This is a genomic window from Ruegeria sp. CL7 (assembly GCF_056536445.1).
The window spans coordinates 83,175-101,015 of the sequence record NZ_JBQFPQ010000005.1; the positions used below are offsets into that span (position 1 = coordinate 83,175).

20 protein-coding genes are annotated in these 17,841 nt (G+C 60.0%); 8 read left to right on the forward strand and 12 right to left on the reverse strand.

Annotation, left to right across the window (positions count from 1 at the left end):
* Positions 1–161 precede the first annotated feature (161 nt).
* Complete coding sequence (locus ACR0LI_RS13735) at positions 162–1,145, forward strand: quinone oxidoreductase family protein (protein ID WP_171635052.1); 984 nt, start codon at positions 162–164, stop codon at positions 1,143–1,145.
* A gap of 39 nt (positions 1,146–1,184) precedes the next feature.
* Here the strand turns inward: ACR0LI_RS13735 and ACR0LI_RS13740 are convergent, their stop codons facing one another.
* The 9 genes from ACR0LI_RS13740 to ACR0LI_RS13780 all read right to left on the reverse strand — a co-directional run bounded on the left by ACR0LI_RS13740 (position 1,185) and on the right by ACR0LI_RS13780 (position 7,282).
* On the reverse strand, positions 1,185–1,718 hold the full coding sequence (locus ACR0LI_RS13740) for an outer membrane protein (protein WP_480718694.1): 534 nt from the start codon (positions 1,716–1,718) through the stop codon (positions 1,185–1,187).
* A gap of 260 nt (positions 1,719–1,978) precedes the next feature.
* Entirely contained in the window at positions 1,979–2,455 is a 477-nt protein-coding gene (locus ACR0LI_RS13745; protein ID WP_171635047.1) for a YHS domain-containing (seleno)protein, read from the reverse strand.
* Between the two features lie 183 nt (positions 2,456–2,638).
* On the reverse strand, positions 2,639–2,908 hold the full coding sequence (locus ACR0LI_RS13750; protein ID WP_171635045.1) for a hypothetical protein: 270 nt from the start codon (positions 2,906–2,908) through the stop codon (positions 2,639–2,641).
* Positions 2,905–3,510, reverse strand: a complete 606-nt coding sequence (gene plsY, locus ACR0LI_RS13755) for a glycerol-3-phosphate 1-O-acyltransferase PlsY (RefSeq protein WP_171635042.1) — start codon at positions 3,508–3,510, stop codon at positions 2,905–2,907. Before plsY ends, ACR0LI_RS13750 begins: the two co-directional genes overlap by 4 nt.
* On the reverse strand, positions 3,510–4,790 hold the full coding sequence (pyrC, locus tag ACR0LI_RS13760; protein WP_171724302.1) for a dihydroorotase: 1,281 nt from the start codon (positions 4,788–4,790) through the stop codon (positions 3,510–3,512). The genes plsY and pyrC overlap by 1 nt, the downstream gene beginning before the upstream one ends.
* Complete coding sequence (locus ACR0LI_RS13765) at positions 4,787–5,173, reverse strand: hypothetical protein (RefSeq protein ID WP_480718695.1); 387 nt, start codon at positions 5,171–5,173, stop codon at positions 4,787–4,789. Before ACR0LI_RS13765 ends, pyrC begins: the two co-directional genes overlap by 4 nt.
* Positions 5,158–5,676 carry a hypothetical protein gene (locus tag ACR0LI_RS13770; protein ID WP_480485840.1) on the reverse strand — a complete coding sequence of 173 codons (519 nt, stop codon included), beginning with the start codon at positions 5,674–5,676 and terminating at the stop codon, positions 5,158–5,160. Before ACR0LI_RS13770 ends, ACR0LI_RS13765 begins: the two co-directional genes overlap by 16 nt.
* The gene (locus ACR0LI_RS13775; protein ID WP_050604003.1) at positions 5,673–6,608 is read right to left on the reverse strand and encodes an aspartate carbamoyltransferase catalytic subunit; all 936 of its coding nucleotides are present in this window, start codon (positions 6,606–6,608) and stop codon (positions 5,673–5,675) included. The genes ACR0LI_RS13770 and ACR0LI_RS13775 overlap by 4 nt, the downstream gene beginning before the upstream one ends.
* 59 nt (positions 6,609–6,667) lie before the next feature.
* Complete coding sequence (locus ACR0LI_RS13780) at positions 6,668–7,282, reverse strand: scavenger receptor class F, member 2 (protein WP_171171233.1); 615 nt, start codon at positions 7,280–7,282, stop codon at positions 6,668–6,670.
* An 83-nt stretch (positions 7,283–7,365) separates the two neighbouring features.
* On the opposite strand from ACR0LI_RS13780, the gene ACR0LI_RS13785 reads away from it, so the two are divergent.
* From ACR0LI_RS13785 to ACR0LI_RS13810, 6 genes are all read left to right on the forward strand, one after another.
* Entirely contained in the window at positions 7,366–8,133 is a 768-nt protein-coding gene (locus ACR0LI_RS13785; RefSeq protein ID WP_480718696.1) for a uracil-DNA glycosylase, read from the forward strand.
* Complete coding sequence (locus tag ACR0LI_RS13790) at positions 8,130–8,729, forward strand: metallophosphoesterase family protein (RefSeq protein ID WP_171635026.1); 600 nt, start codon at positions 8,130–8,132, stop codon at positions 8,727–8,729. The genes ACR0LI_RS13785 and ACR0LI_RS13790 overlap by 4 nt, the downstream gene beginning before the upstream one ends.
* Positions 8,726–9,346 carry a LysE family transporter gene (locus ACR0LI_RS13795; RefSeq protein ID WP_171724297.1) on the forward strand — a complete coding sequence of 207 codons (621 nt, stop codon included), beginning with the start codon at positions 8,726–8,728 and terminating at the stop codon, positions 9,344–9,346. Before ACR0LI_RS13790 ends, ACR0LI_RS13795 begins: the two co-directional genes overlap by 4 nt.
* A gap of 6 nt (positions 9,347–9,352) precedes the next feature.
* The gene (gene moaB, locus ACR0LI_RS13800) at positions 9,353–9,895 is read left to right on the forward strand and encodes a molybdenum cofactor biosynthesis protein B (RefSeq protein ID WP_480718697.1); all 543 of its coding nucleotides are present in this window, start codon (positions 9,353–9,355) and stop codon (positions 9,893–9,895) included.
* A 106-nt stretch (positions 9,896–10,001) separates the two neighbouring features.
* The gene (locus tag ACR0LI_RS13805; protein WP_171724295.1) at positions 10,002–11,450 is read left to right on the forward strand and encodes an efflux RND transporter periplasmic adaptor subunit; all 1,449 of its coding nucleotides are present in this window, start codon (positions 10,002–10,004) and stop codon (positions 11,448–11,450) included.
* A 5-nt stretch (positions 11,451–11,455) separates the two neighbouring features.
* Positions 11,456–14,857, forward strand: a complete 3,402-nt coding sequence (locus tag ACR0LI_RS13810; RefSeq protein WP_209834714.1) for an efflux RND transporter permease subunit — start codon at positions 11,456–11,458, stop codon at positions 14,855–14,857.
* Here the strand turns inward: ACR0LI_RS13810 and ACR0LI_RS13815 are convergent.
* Entirely contained in the window at positions 14,824–15,273 is a 450-nt protein-coding gene (locus ACR0LI_RS13815; protein ID WP_209834712.1) for an NUDIX hydrolase, read from the reverse strand. The genes ACR0LI_RS13810 and ACR0LI_RS13815 overlap by 34 nt on opposite strands.
* Before the next feature lie 4 nt (positions 15,274–15,277).
* Complete coding sequence (locus ACR0LI_RS13820; protein WP_371732240.1) at positions 15,278–16,090, reverse strand: protein-disulfide reductase DsbD domain-containing protein; 813 nt, start codon at positions 16,088–16,090, stop codon at positions 15,278–15,280.
* A 145-nt stretch (positions 16,091–16,235) separates the two neighbouring features.
* Between ACR0LI_RS13820 and ACR0LI_RS13825 the strand changes: the two genes are divergently transcribed.
* A complete protein-coding gene (locus tag ACR0LI_RS13825) occupies positions 16,236–16,790 on the forward strand; it encodes a YqgE/AlgH family protein (protein ID WP_171724292.1) in 555 nt (184 codons plus the stop codon).
* On the opposite strand, the gene ACR0LI_RS13830 is transcribed toward ACR0LI_RS13825, so the two are convergent.
* Positions 16,791–17,741, reverse strand: a complete 951-nt coding sequence (locus ACR0LI_RS13830; protein ID WP_480718698.1) for an L-threonylcarbamoyladenylate synthase — start codon at positions 17,739–17,741, stop codon at positions 16,791–16,793. It abuts the gene before it with no gap.
* Positions 17,742–17,841: the final 100 nt, after the last annotated feature.

The following is a 17,841-nucleotide window of genomic DNA, read 5'->3' on the forward strand; positions in this document are numbered from 1 at the left end:
GCGGAATGGATCCGGCATAAAGTTGTCCGTGGCCGGACCAGCCGACAACGCCTGATCGCAGTATAGCACAGTTTGGCGGAATCCTGATCAACACTCTGATATCGGACGATTGCTCCGCATCGCAGTCATGTTAGCTTGATGTCAGGCAAGAGGAGGTCAGGATGCAGACAACAGCGAAAACGGTGGTATTGCACGAATTCGGCGGGCCCGAGGTTCTGCGGATCGAAGACAGGCCATTGGGCGACCCCGGACCGGGTGAAATACGTATCCGTCATCATGCCTGCGGTCTTAATTTCATCGATGTTTATCAACGCACTGGATTGTATCCTCTGGAACTCCCCCATGCGTTGGGGATGGAAGCGGCGGGTGTCGTCGAGGCCGTTGGGGAAGGGGTAACGCACCTGCAACCCGGTCAGCGGGCCGCGTATGCGGCAGCCCCACCCGGCGCGTATTGCGAGGCCCGCGTAATGCCTGCGGCACAGGTGTGCCCTTTGCCGGATGGCATCTCTTTCGACGCTGCTGCGGCAATGATGTTGAAGGGTTTGACAGTTGAATACCTGTTTCACCGAACCACTCCGCTGAAACGCGGGGATACGGTGCTGTTCCACGCAGCGGCGGGTGGGGTCGGACTGATCGCCTGCCAATGGGCGAAGTCAGAAGGGATTACTCTGATTGGCACGGCGGGAACCGACGAGAAATGCAGCCTCGCCCGGTTCAACGGGGCCGCGCATTGCATCAACTACCGCTCTGAGAATTTCGCCGAACGGGTGGCCGAGATCACCAAAGGCAAGGGTGTGGATGTGGTTATGGATTCCGTGGGGGCGGACACGTTCGAAGGATCGTTGAACTGCCTGAAACCCTTGGGAATGATGATTTCCTTCGGCAACGCCTCAGGGCCGGTGCCGCCATTCGATATTGGTGTTCTGGGCCAGAAAGGATCGCTCAAGATCACCCGCCCCACTTTGTTCACCCATATTGCGGACCACTCCGTCTGTCAGGCAATGGCGCGCCGCTTGTTCGGCAAGGTCGAGGGCAGAGAAGTCAAGATCCACATCGATCAGCGCTTTGCACTTGACCAGATCGCCGATGCACATCGCGCGTTAGAAGCGCGGCAGACGACCGGCAGCACAATTCTGGACCTTTGAACTGAGACCCGGCTTGAAAAGCCGGGTCCAATAAGCAGGTCAGAACCGGTAAGAGACACGAACCTGCAATGTGGTTGCGTCGACATCCACATTGTTTCCGTTGAAGTTATCGAATTCGTGGTACAGCAACTCTCCACCGACGCTCACGTTCGGTGCAACGATCTGTTCATAGCCTGCGCCGATGAACCACCCGTCATCACTGCCCAAGGTGTCGGTGCTCGCTTCGGCGTAGCCTGCCGTGCCGTACAGCAGACCTTGCGGGTTTACCTTGTAGCCGGCGCGCGCTTTCAGCCGCCAGACATCTTCGACAGTTGCGGCGCCGGACAGACCCACGTCAGTCCAGTCATAGTCAAATCCGCCGCCAACGACCCAGTCGCCCAGATCATAATCATAGCCCAGGATGACACCACCGATCACGCCATCGCCATCGACACCCGACAGGCTGGTGTCTACATCGGCATAACCCAGTTGCAGACCGCCATAAAACCCGGTCCAGTTGCCCGAGGATTGTGCCATTGCCGATCCCGCGACCGCGGTTGCGACAGTAGTGATGAGAGCCAATTTCAAAGTCATCTCATTTCCTTTCGATTGTCACTCTGCTCCAGTGAAATTCGGTTCACTTATGCAGACAGTTACGATCCGCGAACGTCATCGGATCAGTGATACCTACGAACCCCTGCCCGAATTCTGCCTCTGAAACGTGAAAAGACACGCCGGGGACCTTTGAAGTCGGGCACTTCTGATACTGATGAGATAGGTAGAGATGAGAGGTCTTCAAACGATAAACGGCGGCGGAACATTCCGCCGCCGACACATCTGAAGATTTAGGCGGATTATTGCTTTTGCAATTCAGCAGGGGTCTTGTCCGCGATGTTTTCCCAGTTTGCGCTTGCGCTTTCGATAAAGCCCGGGATGTCGCCTTCCCAGCGTTCCTGGATGTCTTCCGACAAGTTCAGGTACAGTTTGTTGTCGACGATTTTCCAGTGGTTCGGGTCACCGTCGAATTTGAAGCCCATGGCTGTACCAAAAGCACAATAGCCGCCATAGGCAGGCAGGTAAGCTTCCGGGTTGGCTTCGAAGGCGGCTTTGTTCTCCTCGGACGAGAAACGGTACAGCGCATCGTCGTGCAGCGTGGTGATGCGGTAGTCACCCTTGGTCGCTTCACCGACGGTGAAATAGGCAACCGGGTCATACCCCTGCATGGCCAGACCGGTCGAGCTTGCGTTGATGTCCACTCCAGCGGCCAGAGCGGATGTTGCCAGTGCAACGGACAGAGCGACGCCACCGATCAGAGATTTAAACTTGTTCATTGTTCCACCTTTCGTGAAAGGAGCTTCGTCTGTGTGCCGATCGAAGGCTCCGGATTGTTGTCCTGTGTGGCCCGTAATTGACCGTCACGACAGCGATCTGGGAAGCAGACGGATCACGTTCAAAACAATGAATCGTGATTGTGCGTCAGAGAGGAACGTCTGTTCAAAAATGCAGGCCTGACATTACGCGTCCGGTTCAAAATCCAGAACAAACGCGATGACTTTGCACGCCGCCATTTCACAAGGCCTCAGCAGCGTGCCGCTGATGCGTGTCTGATACAGGTTCATGCTGATATAGTCGGTGCCGCCCAGTTCGTGCGCAACCAGCTTGTGGGATTTCCCCTTTGCCAAATGTTGGCGCACGACGACATAGCGCCGATCCCCCGATGTACCGGTAAAACTGCCTTCGGGCAGTGCGAAAAACGCGGAAACGAAAGCGTCCGGCGGTGTCACGACTTTCCGATTTTCGGTTCAGTTCCGGCCTTGATCCGTGCGACATTGGTGCTGTGACGCCAGTAGATCATAAGGGTCAGGATAATCCCAAGGATAAAGGAGTGTCCGTTTGTCAGAACCAGTACCCAGGTCGTTGAAAGCGCGGCCGCAGCCAGCGCGCCGACCGAAGATATCCGCCAGATCGCCGCCGCCACCAGCCAGCTGAGACAGCACGCAACTCCGACGCGCCAGTCCAGCGCCAGCCAGAGGCCCAGAAAGGTGGCCACGCCTTTTCCGCCCTTGAAACCCAGCCAGATGGGAAAGCAATGACCCAGAAAGGCAAAAAGGGCTGCGATCTGCGCGGCGTCTTCTCCTGCATAAGCACGGGCAATCAGAACCGCGACCGCGCCCTTGGCCGCGTCGAACAGCAAGGTCAGCGCCGCGGCGGCTTTGTTGCCGGTGCGCAGGACGTTGGTCGCGCCGATATTTCCGGATCCGATTTCGCGCAGATTTCCCAGCCCCATGACCTTTGCAAGCAGCAGGCCGAAGGGAATGGAGCCCAAGAGATATCCAACCACCGCCCACTGGAGCAGTTCGCTAGTCGAGTTGTCGATCGGGGGCATCAGGAACTCCGGAACACTTCTTTACCTGCAACATAGGTCGAAATGACCTTACCTTGCATCCGCTGGCCGTCAAATGGCGTGTTCTGAGATTTGGATTTTAAGGCAAAGCGATCAAGCACAAAAGGCACATCCGGGTCGAACAGAACCAGATCCGCCGGGGCGCCTTCCGACAATCGGCCGCTTTCCAGACCCAGCCGTTTGGCCGGGTTCAATGCCATCGCCCGGAACAGGGTCGGCAGGTCCAACTGGTCGGCATGATACAGGCGCAATGCCGCCGGCAAGAGCGTTTCCAGCGCCACCGCGCCCGAGGCGGCCTCTTCGAACGGCAGGCGTTTGCTTTCTTCGTCCTGCGGCGTGTGCATCGAACTGATCGTGTCGATCAGGCCGGTGCGCACCGCCTCGATCACCGCCTGCCGGTCATCCTCGGATCGCAGCGGCGGCTTGACCTTGAAGAAGGTGCGATAGTCGGCCACGTCCAGCTCGTTCAGCGTCAGGTGATGGATCGAGGTGCCGGCGGTTATATCCAGCCCGTTACGCTTGGCCCGTTCCAGCGCGGGCAGGGCGCGGGCGGTGGTGATCTGGTCGGCGTGATAGGCCGCGCCCGTCATTTCCAACAGCGCGATGTCACGGTCCAGTCCCATGCGCTCGGCCATGGGCGAGACCGCAGGCAAGCCGCGCAGGGCGGCGAATTTGCCGCTGGTGGCCGCGGCGCCATGGCTCAGGCCCGGATCCTGTGGGTGGGCAATCACCAGCGCTCCGCAGGATTTTGCATAGGTCAGGGCGCGGGAAAACACCTTGGTATTGGTGATGACGTGATCGCAATCGGTGAAGGCCACGGCGCCTGCGTCCTGCAAAAACCCGATTTCCGTCATCTCTCGCCCGTCGCGCCCTTTGGTCAGCGCGGCCATCGGCAGAACATTGACCGGCGCATCCGCCTGAGCACGCCGGGTCGCGAATTCCAGCGTTTCCGGCGTATCGACCGCGGGCAGTGTATCCGGGCGGGTGACAATGGTGGTGACACCACCGGCTGCGGCAGCGAGGCCTGCGGATTTGTAGCTTTCCTTGTGTCGTTCGCCCGGCTCACACACCTTGACGCCGATATCGACGATGCCGGGGGCGAGGCACTTGCCGCCGCAGTCGATGACCTGGGCGTCAGCGACGGGCACGTCCCCGTTGCCCTTGCCCTGAATGAGGCCGTCGGCAATGTGCAGCCAGCCGGGACTGTCCGTGCCGCTATCAGGGTCGATCAGGCGGGCATTGGTGAAGATCAAGGTGGTCATGGAATGGCCCTTTCAATCGCGGCTTTGGTGGCGGCCGGGTCTGACTGGTACTTGATCAGATGCTTGTCGCCGGTTTTGGTGACAACCTGGACGAAGCTGCCCATGATATTCACGGCGGTGATCTGGTTAAGCGGCATGCTGCGTCCGCCGGGACTGGTCAGTGCGGTGTCTGACAATTGCCAATTGGCGACCATCTCTTCCGACGCCAGATACCAAGCGCGTATGCCAATGGCGGCAAGGCCAGCAGGCGCTCCGGTCCAGACGTAAGGATTGCCGATCAGCCACAAAACGATCATCGCACCGGCCATAGCAACAGCAGCCAGCCATGTATTTGTGCGGATATAGGCCCCTTTGTCCGGGGTGAAGATCACAGGATCAGCCATAAGATGCCTCCGATGACCAAAAGCGCGACCAGTGCCAGAATGGCCGATCCTACGCGGCGGGGGGTGTCACCCGCTGTGACGGTTTGCGGGGCGGAAAAGGGTTTGGCGCTTTCGGTTTCGATGATCCCCCCGGTCCAGTTCGTGGCTTCTTCCGTGAACAGGCCGATCAGGCGCAGGCGCGGATCGGGGTTCAGCGTCGCCGGGTGTCCGTTGAAAGCCGCGCTGCGAAGGACCATGACCCAACCGTCGACAGAGGCCAGAGCGTTCCGGTCCAACTGATCCGCAGACACGCCGCAGCCCTCGGTCAGATAGCCGTAAAGCCCGAGATCTTCGAGGTCGGAGACCGGGAAAATATCGATATGGCTGGAATCCAGCCCGTCGACCCCAAGCACCTGATCGGCGGCACCCGGTTCGCGCAGGAATTTCGCCTCTTCCGGGCGCATGTCCAGCGTGAACAGGCGCAAAACGCCGCGTTCATGGGGGGCGACGGTCAGATCGCTCATGCGGCCTCGCGCAGGTTGCGGGCCAACAGATCCATCGCCGCCATGCGGACGGCGACACCCATTTCCACCTGTTCCTGAATGACGGATCGGTTGATATCATCGGCCAGCGTACCGTCGATCTCGACCCCGCGGTTCATCGGGCCGGGATGCATCACGATCGCGTCCGGCTTGGCCTGCGCCAGCTTTGCGGCGTCCAGCCCGTAGCGGTGGTAATATTCGCGTTCCGAGGGGATGAACCCGCCATCCATCCGCTCTTTCTGAAGGCGCAGCATCATGACGACGTCAACGTCCTTGAGGCCCTCGTTCATGTCGTCATAGATTTCGGCCCCGAACTCGGCGAACTGGCTGGGCACCAGCGTCGGCGGGCCAATCAGGCGGATGCGGTTTTCCATCTTGCCCAGCAGAATGAGGTTCGATCGGGCGACGCGGGAATGGGCGACATCGCCGCAAATGGCAATGTTCAGTCGGTGCAGGCGACCTTTGGCCCGACGGATGGTCAGGGCGTCCAGCAGGGCTTGCGTGGGATGTTCATGTTTGCCGTCACCGGCGTTCAGAACGGCGCAATTGACCTTCTGCGCCAGCAGATCCACCGCGCCGGAATGTGGATGACGTACCACCAGCAGATCGGGATGCATCGCGTTCAATGTCATCGCCGTGTCGATCAGGGTCTCGCCTTTTTTGATCGAGCTTGCCTGCATCGCCATGTTCATCACATCCGCACCCAGACGCTTGCCTGCCAGTTCGAAACTGGCTTGCGTGCGCGTCGAGTTTTCAAAGAACATGTTGATCTGGGTCAGCCCCGACAGCACGTCGGAATGCTTGGTCGACTGGCGGTTCATGGCGACATAGGTCTCGGCCAGATCCAGGATTTCGGTGATATCGGATTGCGACAGATGCTCGATGCCAAGAAGGTGACGATGGGCGAAACGCATGGGCGGGCTCCTGTCTGACAATCGCGCCGCTTATAGGAAGCCGGGCGGCGCAAGGCAACCTAAGGTTCCGTACCCTCAGGCAGTTTTTCGCAGCCGCCGTCGGGCAGGCATTGCTCGCCCGGCTTGCACCACTTGCCATAACCACAGTCGATGGCCTTGATCGGTACGCAGCCTTGATGCGCCGAGCATTTGAAACCGGGGCGGCATTGTGATCCGGTTTCCTCGCACAGGAACCACCCCGGACGAGAGCAGCCCCCGCCGGGCAGGCAGGCCGAACCGCGTGCGCAGGTTCTGCCATCAGCGCATGTGGTCGGTGGCGTCGTATCCAGTTCGGGTGCGCTTCGTTCACACTCGCCACGGCCATTGCAGAAACTGTCGCCGGGACAATCCAGCCGTGATGCGCATTTGTTCAGGCCAGCGGGCGCACATCTGAGTCCACCGGCAACGCAGCGTTCGAACGGACCGCAACTGCGCCCGCCGCCGCAATAGGTGCCGCCCAGTGGAATGCAATGGCCATCAAAACTGCATCTTTGCCCGCCTGAACAACATGTGCTGCCACATTTGAACTGACCCGCACGGCACTGCCCGTGTTTGTCATGAAATGTGGCCCATGCCGGATCATCGGTGACAACCAGCACTAATCCAATGATGAGGAATCGCAGAAATCTGAGCATCGCATGCCGATGGTCGGCGCGACAGAGCGACCGATCAAGCCCTATTCGCTTTCCCTCAGCCCTCAGGCGGGTAAGTTATCCCTATGGAATCGGGCTTGGACTATTATTCTGCGCAGGCGCTGCTGGAATGGCAGATCGAACTGGGTGTGACCGAGGCAATCGGTGATGCGCCGGTTGACCGGTACGCGTTGCCCGACACCACGGCCAAACCCAGGAAACCGGAAACGTCCGCCGCCGCCCCGGCAAAGCCAAGGGATGTGGACCCGGTAGAAATCGCTGGATCCGCAGCACGGGGCGCGGGATCGCTGGATCAGCTGCGCGCAGCGATGGACGCGTTCGAACATTGCGAGCTCAAGCGCGGTGCGCGGCAATTGGTCTTTGGCGACGGGACCCCCGGCGCGCGTGTGATGATCATCGGCGAGGCGCCGGGTCGCGATGAGGACCGCGAGGGCAAACCCTTTGTCGGCCGTGCGGGTCAGTTGCTGGACCGGATGCTGGCGGCAATTGATCTGGATCGTCGCGAAAACGTCTATATCACCAATGTGCTGCCATGGCGGCCCCCGCAGAACCGCGACCCCAAACCCGAAGAGATCGGGATGATGAAGCCGTTTCTGGAACGCCACGTGGCCCTGGCCAGACCCGAGGTTCTGGTTGTGATGGGGAATATCAGCTGTCAGGCGGTGCTGGGCAAACGCGGCATCACCCGCCTGCGCGGCAAATGGGATCAGGCAATGGATCTGCCGGTGATTCCGATGTTCCACCCGGCTTATCTGCTACGACAACCGCAGATGAAACGGCAGGCCTGGGCGGATCTGCTGGAACTGAAAGCGCGGCTGCGAGGTGCAACATGAAGGTTCTGGCATTCTCTGATCTGCACATGGCGCGCAACCGGGCAGCCGATCTTGTTTCCGCCAGCGCCGAGGCTGATCTTGTCATCGGTGCCGGTGATTATTGCAATTCGCGTCAGGGGCTGGACGAGGCGATGCAGATGCTGTCCGGCATTTCGACGCCGCTGGTCCTGATCCCTGGGAACGCGGAAAGTGCAGAAGAGCTGGGCAATGCGGCCCCGAACGGTGTCCATGTCCTGCATGGGTCTGGCATGACCATAGACGGCTTGCGCTTGTTTGGTCTTGGCTATGGCGTACCACCGACCCCGTTCGGAGACTGGTCCTGTGACCTGACAGAAGGTGAGGCGACCGAGATGCTCGACCGGTGTGAAACGGCGGATGTCCTGATCGTTCATTCTCCGCCCAAAGGGTATGGGGATCAGACATCGCAAGGCCTTTCGGTCGGATCGACTGCCATACGGGATGCGGTGGAACGCCTTCAGCCGGGATTTGCGTTCTTCGGTCATGTGCATGAAAGCTGGGGCTATCGCGGGTCCCTGGGGCGAACGCATTTGGCCAATCTGGGCCCGATGCCAAGTTGGTTCGAGGTGGATGCGTGATCGAATTCCAGACCTTGCTGGTCTTTGTTCCAGCGGCACTGGCACTGAACCTGACGCCCGGTGCTGATATGATGTTCTGCTTTGGCCAAGGGCTGCGATCCGGGGCGTGGCCTTCGGTATCGGCAAGCGCCGGCGTGTCCGTGGGTTCGATGATTCACGTGCTGCTGGCAGGGCTTGGACTGGGCGCTGCGGTGTCGGCGCTGCCCTGGCTTTTTGAAGTGATCCGCTGGATGGGTGCCGCTTACCTGATGTATCTGGCTTGGGGTGCGGTCCGGCATGGCGCTTCGACGGGGGATACGCCTGTGCGGTCGACGCGCATGGCCTTTCGGGATGGGATGTTGGTCAACCTGACCAATCCCAAGGTCATTCTGTTCGTGCTGGCGTTCATACCGCAGTTCGTCGACCCGACCGCGGGATCGGTTCTGGTGCAGTTCCTGATCTTCGGGCTGATCATCGCGTTTGGCGGGTTCTTGGTGAACGGGCTGGTCGGGGTTTTTGCCGGCGGGGCAGGCAAGGTGCTAATCGGCAACCCGCGCGCCGCGCGTATTATTGGTTGGATCACGGGGGGTATTTTTTCCGCCCTTGCGATCCGGCTTGTCATGATGGAAAGGGCCTGACGCAAGATGTCGCACATTGACGAAACCAAGGAGTTCATCCCCGTCAGAATTGCCGTTCTGACCGTTTCGGACACCCGATCGATGGACGAAGATCGCTCGGGGCAGACATTGGTGGACCGGATCGAAAAAGCGGGCCATGTGGTTGCGAACCGCCAGATCATCCGGGATGAGCGCGACCAGATCGCCGATCAGTTGCGGGCATGGGTGGCTGATGAGCAGATCGATGTCGTGATCTCGACCGGTGGAACGGGTTTGACCGGGCGGGACGTGACGGTCGAAGCGCATCGGGACGTGTACGAAAAAGAGATCGACGCATTCGGTACTGTCTTTACCGTCATTTCGATGGAGAAAATCGGCACTTCGGCGGTGCAGTCCCGCGCAACCGGGGGGGTTGCGGGGGGAACATACCTTTTTGCATTGCCCGGCAGCCCGGGGGCCTGCAAGGATGCGTGGGATGGGATTTTGGAAAAACAGTTCGATTACCGGCATCGCCCCTGCAATTTTGTGGAAATAATGCCCAGATTGGACGAACATCTGCGACGGAAGTAGACTGGTCGTACGTTCAATTCCGTATAACCGCTTTGTGGCTTGGCATAATTCGTGATCCGGCTACATGTTGTGGACGGCAGCTTGGTGCAACCGGGGTAACTGTTTGATGCGATTTCTACGGCAGAGTCTTGTCGGTATCTTTCTGGCGTTCCTGACGCTTGCTCTGCTGTTTGTTGCCGCGCAGATCATCATGGGTGCCGTTCAGGACGTCCTGACGCGTGAGGACCAGGCGCCCGCGGCCCGCGAACGGGTCTTCGCGGTTGCCGTACGTCAGGCCGAGGCGGAAACCGTAATCCCATATCTCGAAGCATTCGGAGAGGTCCAGAGCCGGCGCAGGCTGGAATTGCGCGCGGCACTGGGTGGCCGCGTTGTCGCCTTGGCAGAGGATTTCGTGGATGGCGGAACGGTAACTGCCGGGGAAGTTCTGGTTGAACTGGATCCGGCGGATGCCCAATCCGCGCTGGATCGGGCCAAGTCCGATCTTTTGGACGCACAATTTGAAGAACGTGATGCCGAACGGTCTTTGCTGCTGGCGCAGGACGAATTGAAATCGGCCGAGGCGCAAGCCGAACTGCGGGAACGGGCGCTGCAACGGCAACGCGATCTGGAGTCCCGAGGGGTAGGCGCGGCTGCCAGCGTGGAAGAGGCGGAACTGGCGGCTGCTTCGGCACAACAGGCCGTGCTGGCGCGTCGTATCGCGCTTGCACAGGCTGAATCTCGCGTCGATCAGGCAACGACGTTGTTGGCGCGCGCGGTGATTGCCTTGGAGGCAGCGGAACGCGATCTTGACGATATGACCATTCGGGCCGGATTCAGCGGTACGCTGACCGATGTGACGCTTGTGGAAGGGCGGTTGGTGTCGGCGAATGAAAAACTGGCTGAACTGGTTGATCCAAACGCTCTTGAAGTGGCGTTCCGGGTGTCGACGGCACAATATGTACGTCTGTTGGACGAGAATGACAGGCTGATCAACGCACCGGTCACGGTTTCGCTTGAGGTGACGGGCACCGATCTGACCGCGACTGGTCATATCAGCCGCGACAGCGGTTCTGCGGGCGAGGGTCAGACCGGACGTTTGATCTATGCGCGTCTGCAAGAGGCGTCCGGTTTCAAGCCCGAAGATTTCGTCACCGTCTCGGTTCAGGAACAACCGCTTGCCAATGTGTTCCGCTTGCCGTCTTCGGCATTGGATGCATCGGGAACGGTTCTGGTGCTGGGTGCGGATGACCGCCTGGAAAGTTTGCCGGTGCAGCTTGTCCGCAGACAGGGTGACGAGGTTTTGCTGCGGGGCGAAGGGTTGGAAGGGCGCGAGGTTGTGATCGGACGCACGCCGTTGCTTGGATCTGGCGTGCGGGTGCGCCCCTTGCGGCTTGAGGCCGGGGCAGACCCGGGCATGGTCGAACTGTCAGATGCGAAACGCGCTGAACTCGTGGCCCGGGTCGAGGCCAGCGAATTCATGCCTCAGGATGAGAAAACTCAGGTTCTCGGTCAGTTGCGCGAAGCGCGCGTCCCTTCATCTCTGGTGCGGCGCATTGAAACCAAGGCCGGGGGCTGAGCGTCATGATGCGCGAGATACCTGGCGCAGCGGGTGGCCTTCTCAGCTATTTCACACGGCACCGGACGGTGGCCAATTTGTTGTTGCTGGTGATGCTGGTTCTGGGTGCGGCAGCTATCCCGAACATGCGGGCGCAGTTCTTTCCGGATGTCATTCTGGAACGCGTTGATGTGACCGTCTCGTGGGAAGGTGCAGGCCCCGAGGACATGGATGCCGGTATCGTGCAGTTGTTGGAACCTGCGCTGCTGGCCGTTGAAGGGGTAACCAGTACCGAGGCCAGTTCCCATCCAGGTTGGACCCGCGTCAGACTGGAGTTTGAGCCGAACTGGGACATGTCCCGCGCGGTCGAAGACGTCCGGACCGCGATAGACGGTGTGACGGATCTGCCCGAAGGCTCGGAAGAACCTGAAATTCGACGCGGCGCTTGGCGGGATCGGGTAACGGATGTCGTTATCAGTGGTCCCACCGACACCAATCAACTGGCGAAGCTGACGGATGAGTTCATCAACCGTTTGTTTTCGGCAGGGGTTACGCGAACCGAAATCAGGGGCATTGCCGCGCCTCAGATCATTGTCGAGATCACAACGGCGCAATTGATCGCCAATGACATCACCATGGAAGAGATCGCGTCCGCGATTGCGGCCGAGGTCAGCACCGATCCCGCTGGTGAGGTTGAGGGCGCAGGTGCGCGTATCCGGGCCGGAACCGAAAAGAGGACCCCGGAGCAGATCGAAGACATCGCGCTGCGGACCTTTGCCAACGGGTCGAAGCTGAAGGTCGGTGATATTGCCAGGATTCGGGTCGAAGGTGTCACACGGTATCGCAGTTATTTCGTCGGCGACGATCCGGCCATGTCCATCCGGGTTGATCGGTCAAATCTGGGCGATGCGATAGACATCCAGCACACGGTCGAAGATGTTGCCCGTGAAATGCAGGCCAGCTTGCCCGAAGGTGTGAAGATTGAGCTGATCCGCACCCGCGCCCAGGCCATAACCGACCGATTGAACATCCTGGTCAACAACGGGTTGATGGGTCTTGGCCTTGTCGTCTGCCTGCTGTTCTTGTTCCTCAACGCGCGCATCGCCTTCTGGGTTGCGGCGGGTATCCCCGTGGCGATGTCGGCCGCAATCGCATTGATGTATCTGGGGGGCTTGTCGCTGAACATGGTCTCGCTGTTCGGCCTGATCATCACGCTGGGCATCGTGGTTGATGACGCCATCGTGGTGGGGGAACACGCGGATTTCCGCGCCCGGCGTTTGGGTGAGCCGCCTGTTGTGGCTGCGGAACGTGCGGCGCGGCGGATGGCCATGCCGGTTCTGGCTGCGACTGTCACGACGGTAATCGCGTTTTTCGGTCTGACCCTTGTGGGCGGACGTTTCGGAGAATTGATCCGCGACATTCCCTTTACGGTGATCGCCGTTTTGATCGCTTCGCTGGTCGAATGCTTTCTGATCCTTCCCAATCACATGGCACACGCCATCGCGCATTCGGCCAAGGAACACTGGTATGATCTGCCCAACCGGGTCGTCAATCGTGGTTTCCGTTGGGTTCGGGATCACCTGTTCCGTCCCTTGATCGCCTGGGTGATATGGGCACGCTATGTCGTCGTGGCGCTGATGATCGCGGTACTGGCCAGCCAGGTTGCACTGTTCATTCGCGGCGACGTGAACTGGCGTTTCTTCAATGCACCAGAGCGAAGTTCCGTGACCGGCGGCTTTATCATGCGCGAAGGTTCGACGCGATCGGATACGCTGGAAATGATGCGCCTTCTGCAAAAGGCGGTCAATGACCTGGGCCAGATCTATGAAGAGCGTCATGGGCGCAATCCGATCGACTATGTCCTGGCCGAGGTTGGCGGCAATGCAGGCCGCCAGCTGGCTGCTGCGGATGGCAAGGATGGCAGTTTGTTGGGTGGTATCTCGATCGAACTCATCGATGCCGATCTGCGCCCTTATTCGAGTTTCGAATTCGTCGGAGAGTTGCAGGAATTCGCGCCGCGCCATCCCAAGCTCGAAGTGATCAGCTTCCGGGGGTGGCGCTCTGGACCGGGTGGCGACGCCATCGACGTGCAGTTTTTCGGTTCTGACGTGAGCGTTCTCAAGGCGGCGTCCGAAGACTTGCAGGCCGAGCTGTCGAAATTTCCCGAAGTCTCGGCGCTGGAAGACAACCTGGCTTATGACAAGGAAGAGTTCATCCTGGACCTGACTGCACAGGGAGAGGCGCTGGGATTCCGGATTGAAACGCTTGGTCGCGCCCTGCGCAATCGCCTGAACGGTATCGAAGCGGCAACTTTCCCGGACGGGCCGCGCAGTGCCGAGATCCGTGTGGAACTGCCTGAAGGCGAACTGACGGCAGATTTCCTCGAGCGTACACTCATGCGGTCTCCTGACGGGGTTTACGTACCGCTGGCCGACATCGTTTCGGTCGAGCGTGAATCCGGTTTCTCGACGGTTCGGCGCGAAAACGGCCTGAGGGTTGTTTCGGTCTATGGCGACATCTCCGAGGATGATCCGGCCCGCGCGGCTGAAATCGAACGGGCGATGCAGGAAGAAATCCTGCCGAATATCGCTGCCGAACGGCAAGTCGAGTGGCGCATGTCGGGCCTGAGTGAACAGGAAAATGAATTCCTTGCCGAAGCCCGCACCGGTTTGATCCTGTGCCTGACAGGTATCTACCTTGTTCTGGCCTGGGTGTTCGCCAGCTGGACACGGCCAGTGGTTGTCATGGCAATCATACCCTTTGGCCTCGTTGGTGCGATCTGGGGCCACTACATCTGGGATGTGCCGCTCAGCATGTTCACGGTGGTCGGGTTGCTGGGCATGACGGGGATTATCATCAACGACTCGATCGTTCTGGTGACGACGATAGATGCGTATCAAAAAGACCGTGGTCTGGTTCCGTCCATTGTCGAAGGTACCGCAGACAGGTTGCGTCCCGTGATGCTGACCACTTTGACCACGGTTCTTGGACTTGCACCGTTGCTTTATGAAGGTTCGCAACAAGCGCAATTCCTCAAGCCGACCGTGATCACGCTGGTTTACGGGCTTGGGTTCGGGATGTTGCTGGTTCTGATTCTGGTGCCTGCCCTGCTGGCGATCCTCAATGACGTGGCGCGTCCGATGACAGCCATGCGCCGTGCCGCGCGGGCACCCGACCGGGTGGTTCGCGGGGCGCTGGCGGCAACCGGGGCCGCATTGGCTGTTTGGTTCGGCCTGACGATGATTTGGCCCGCGGTTACAGGCGCACCGCTTGGCGTGCTGCAAGGCCTCTATGCGGGTGGAGATGGCATTGCGGTGCTGCGAATGGGGTTGGGTGCATTCCTGGCCGGGGCAATTCTGATCGTGGTCCTGAGCGTGATCCTGTCAGGTTTGCTTTATGGGCGGCTGACAAGATCGGCCGATGCCTGATCCGCGCGGATCGCGTGTTCTAAAAGGTCGATGACCCGCGCGCTCATCGGCAGGTCGCCCCGGCGTATCTGCTCGATGGCAAACCAGCGGGCATCCAGCGCGTCATCACCAGCCTGCGGTGTGCCGGACTGATAGCGGCAGGCAACGCCGACCAACAGGTAATGGGACAAAACCTGCCCCGCCTTGTCGTGACGCAGCAGATCCAGATTTCTCAGGTAATGAGACGGTTCCGCAATCACCGAGGTTTCTTCCCGCAACTCACGCTGCGCCGCCTGCAGAACGGTTTCACCCCACTCTACGTGGCCGCCGGGGAACCCCCACAGCCCCTTGTCCGGCTGTTTGCTGCGCTGAACCAGAAGAACCTTGTCCTGATGCAGAACAACCGCCAATGCACCGATCTTGGGGGATTGGCTCATGCATTCAGCCCGCGCTACAGCCCAGAATATCCACCGCGTGGTCAGACCCCAGAACGGTGATCCGGATCTCGGACCGGTCCAGCGCAAAAGGTGCACCTGATGCGTGTATGATTTCTGCTTCGGCCACCAATGTATCCCCCTGCCTTAGAGATACGGGTTGCGAGGCCCAAAGCGAAGGATTGCCGGGTTCGATCACGGCGACTTCTCGACCGCCCGCGGATGGCATCGTCATCCGCGCCTCGATCCGCATCCCATCTTTCGTGGGCGTCAGGTTGCAGGTGGTCTTGGTGACACGGGCTTCGCGCGCGGAATAGGGCCTTTGCGCCATCGCTGCGGCAATCGCCGGGTTGCGATCAGCTTCGGCGTCCAGCGTGTGGTCGAAATCCAGGCGTTCCGGTATGCAAACGTCTTTGCAGACCCCCAGATCCATCTTGCCTTTCAGACGGACCGGTTTTGCCGGGTTGCGCGGAGTGACCTTGATGGGCAGGACCAGCTGATTTTCATAGCCAATCGATTGCAGGCCATTCTGATCAAAGATTTCGGGCGAGGGCCAGATGATTTCCACCTGGCCGACATTTCTGGATCGCTTCCAGTCGAACTCGGGCGGGATGCCGGAATCTCCTGGCGCGCGCCAGTAGGTTTTCCAGCCATCCTTGAGCGTCAGTTTCAACGCGGACATATAGGTGCCGTTGGCCGTCCGACCACCATCCAGAACATCCAGCCGAACCACGTTGTCCAAATCTTGCGCGGCAACTGGAACGGACAGGCTCAGACACGCGAGCGCGGCGACGGCGGTGGGTTTGATCGGCATCTTCATACCCCATAAATGCGCGTCGATGGCGCGGATTCCAAGTCACGATCCGGTCACCGCGCTGAAATCTGTCGAAATACGGGTTGGTCTCTTGCAAACTGGGGTGCGGCAGGGCCATTGTTGACGTGAACGGACAAAGAGATGAAGGCCCATGGACCTGACCGGAAAACTGTTGATTGCGATGCCCGGAATGGGCGATCCGCGATTCGACCATTCGGTGGTGTATATGTGCAGCCATGGCGACGATGGCGCCATGGGATTGATCGTGAACAAGCCTTCGGATCTGCGAATCAAGACGTTGCTGGGGCAACTGAACATCGCCTGCAGTATCCCGGTGATCGGAGAGCGCCTTGTGCATTTCGGTGGCCCGGTCGAGATGTCGCGCGGATTTGTCCTGCACAGCGCCGATTACGAGGCCAATCTGCATTCGATGCATATTTCCGCGGATTTCAGCATGACGGCGACGCTGGATGTGCTTGAAGATCTGGCCTCTGGCAGCGGACCACTGAATTCGATGCTGACGCTGGGCTATTCCGGCTGGGGGCCAGGTCAGCTTGAGGACGAAATCGCGATGAACGGCTGGCTGACCACCGAAGCGACGACGAAACTTGTCTTCGACGTGCCTGATGACGAAAAATGGGAAGCTGCCTTGGCGACGCTCGGGGTGGACCCTCTGACGTTGTCCGCCAGCGCAGGCCGGGCCTGATCAGCTGTCGCGTGGCGCAGCGGCGCGGCGCAGCCGGTCGTTGATTGCAGCCCCCAATCCGGTGTTCGGGATCGGAGATACGGCAATTGGTCGGCCGGTCTCGTTCAATCTGTGAAGGGCTGCAAAGAGGTTCGCGGCCGCCTCGGTCAGACGTCCTTCGACAGACAGGTTCAGGTCGCAATCCACCGCTCCAAAGCCCAGCAGAACCTCATCCCCGTGACGCGCAGTGGCGTTCAGGCGGACCGGGGCGTCGGGCGCATAATGCGACTGCAACTGTCCCGGAGCGGTCAGCAGATCGCCGGATTGGTGCAGGTGCAGGTGCAGGTTCAGCACGCTTTCGATCCGGTCCAACGCAACGCCGCCCGGACGCAGCAATGTGAGCTCTCCGGCCAGACCGACAATGGTGGATTCCAGCCCCACCGCACAGGGGCCGTCGTCCAGAACAGCCGCGATCCGTCCGCCAAGACCGGACCACACATGAGCCGCCGTCGTGGGGCTGATCTGACCCGAGGGATTAGCCGAAGGGGCCGCGACCGGTCCGTCAAAGTCGGCCAGCAGCGCACGCGCCGTCGGATGCGCAGGCACCCGCACGGCCAGAGTGTCCAGCCCGGCGGTCACCAGCGAGGAAACCCCGTGCCCTTCGCGCAACGGCAGAACCAGGGTCAGAGGACCGGGCCAGAAGGCCTGTGCCAGCTGCTCGGCCAGATCCGACCATTGCACAAAGCGCTGGGCCGCTTCGACCGAGGCGACATGGGCGATCAGCGGGTTGAAGCTGGGCCGTCCCTTGGCCTCGTAAATCGATGCGACGGCCTGTCCGTTGCGGGCATCGCCGCCAACGCCATAGACCGTTTCGGTCGGAAAAGCGACCAGAAGACCCTGGCGCAAAAAATCGGCAGCCTGCGCGATGCCGCCGGGATCTGCCGTCAATTCCTGTGTGCCGGATGAGATCATATCTGATGACGCCGCGTTTTGGTTGCCTGGAACTTGAGGTAAGGTACGTAATCGGTTCAGGCCCACACGCTTACCGGCGCTTGCATTTGATTCCAAGCCC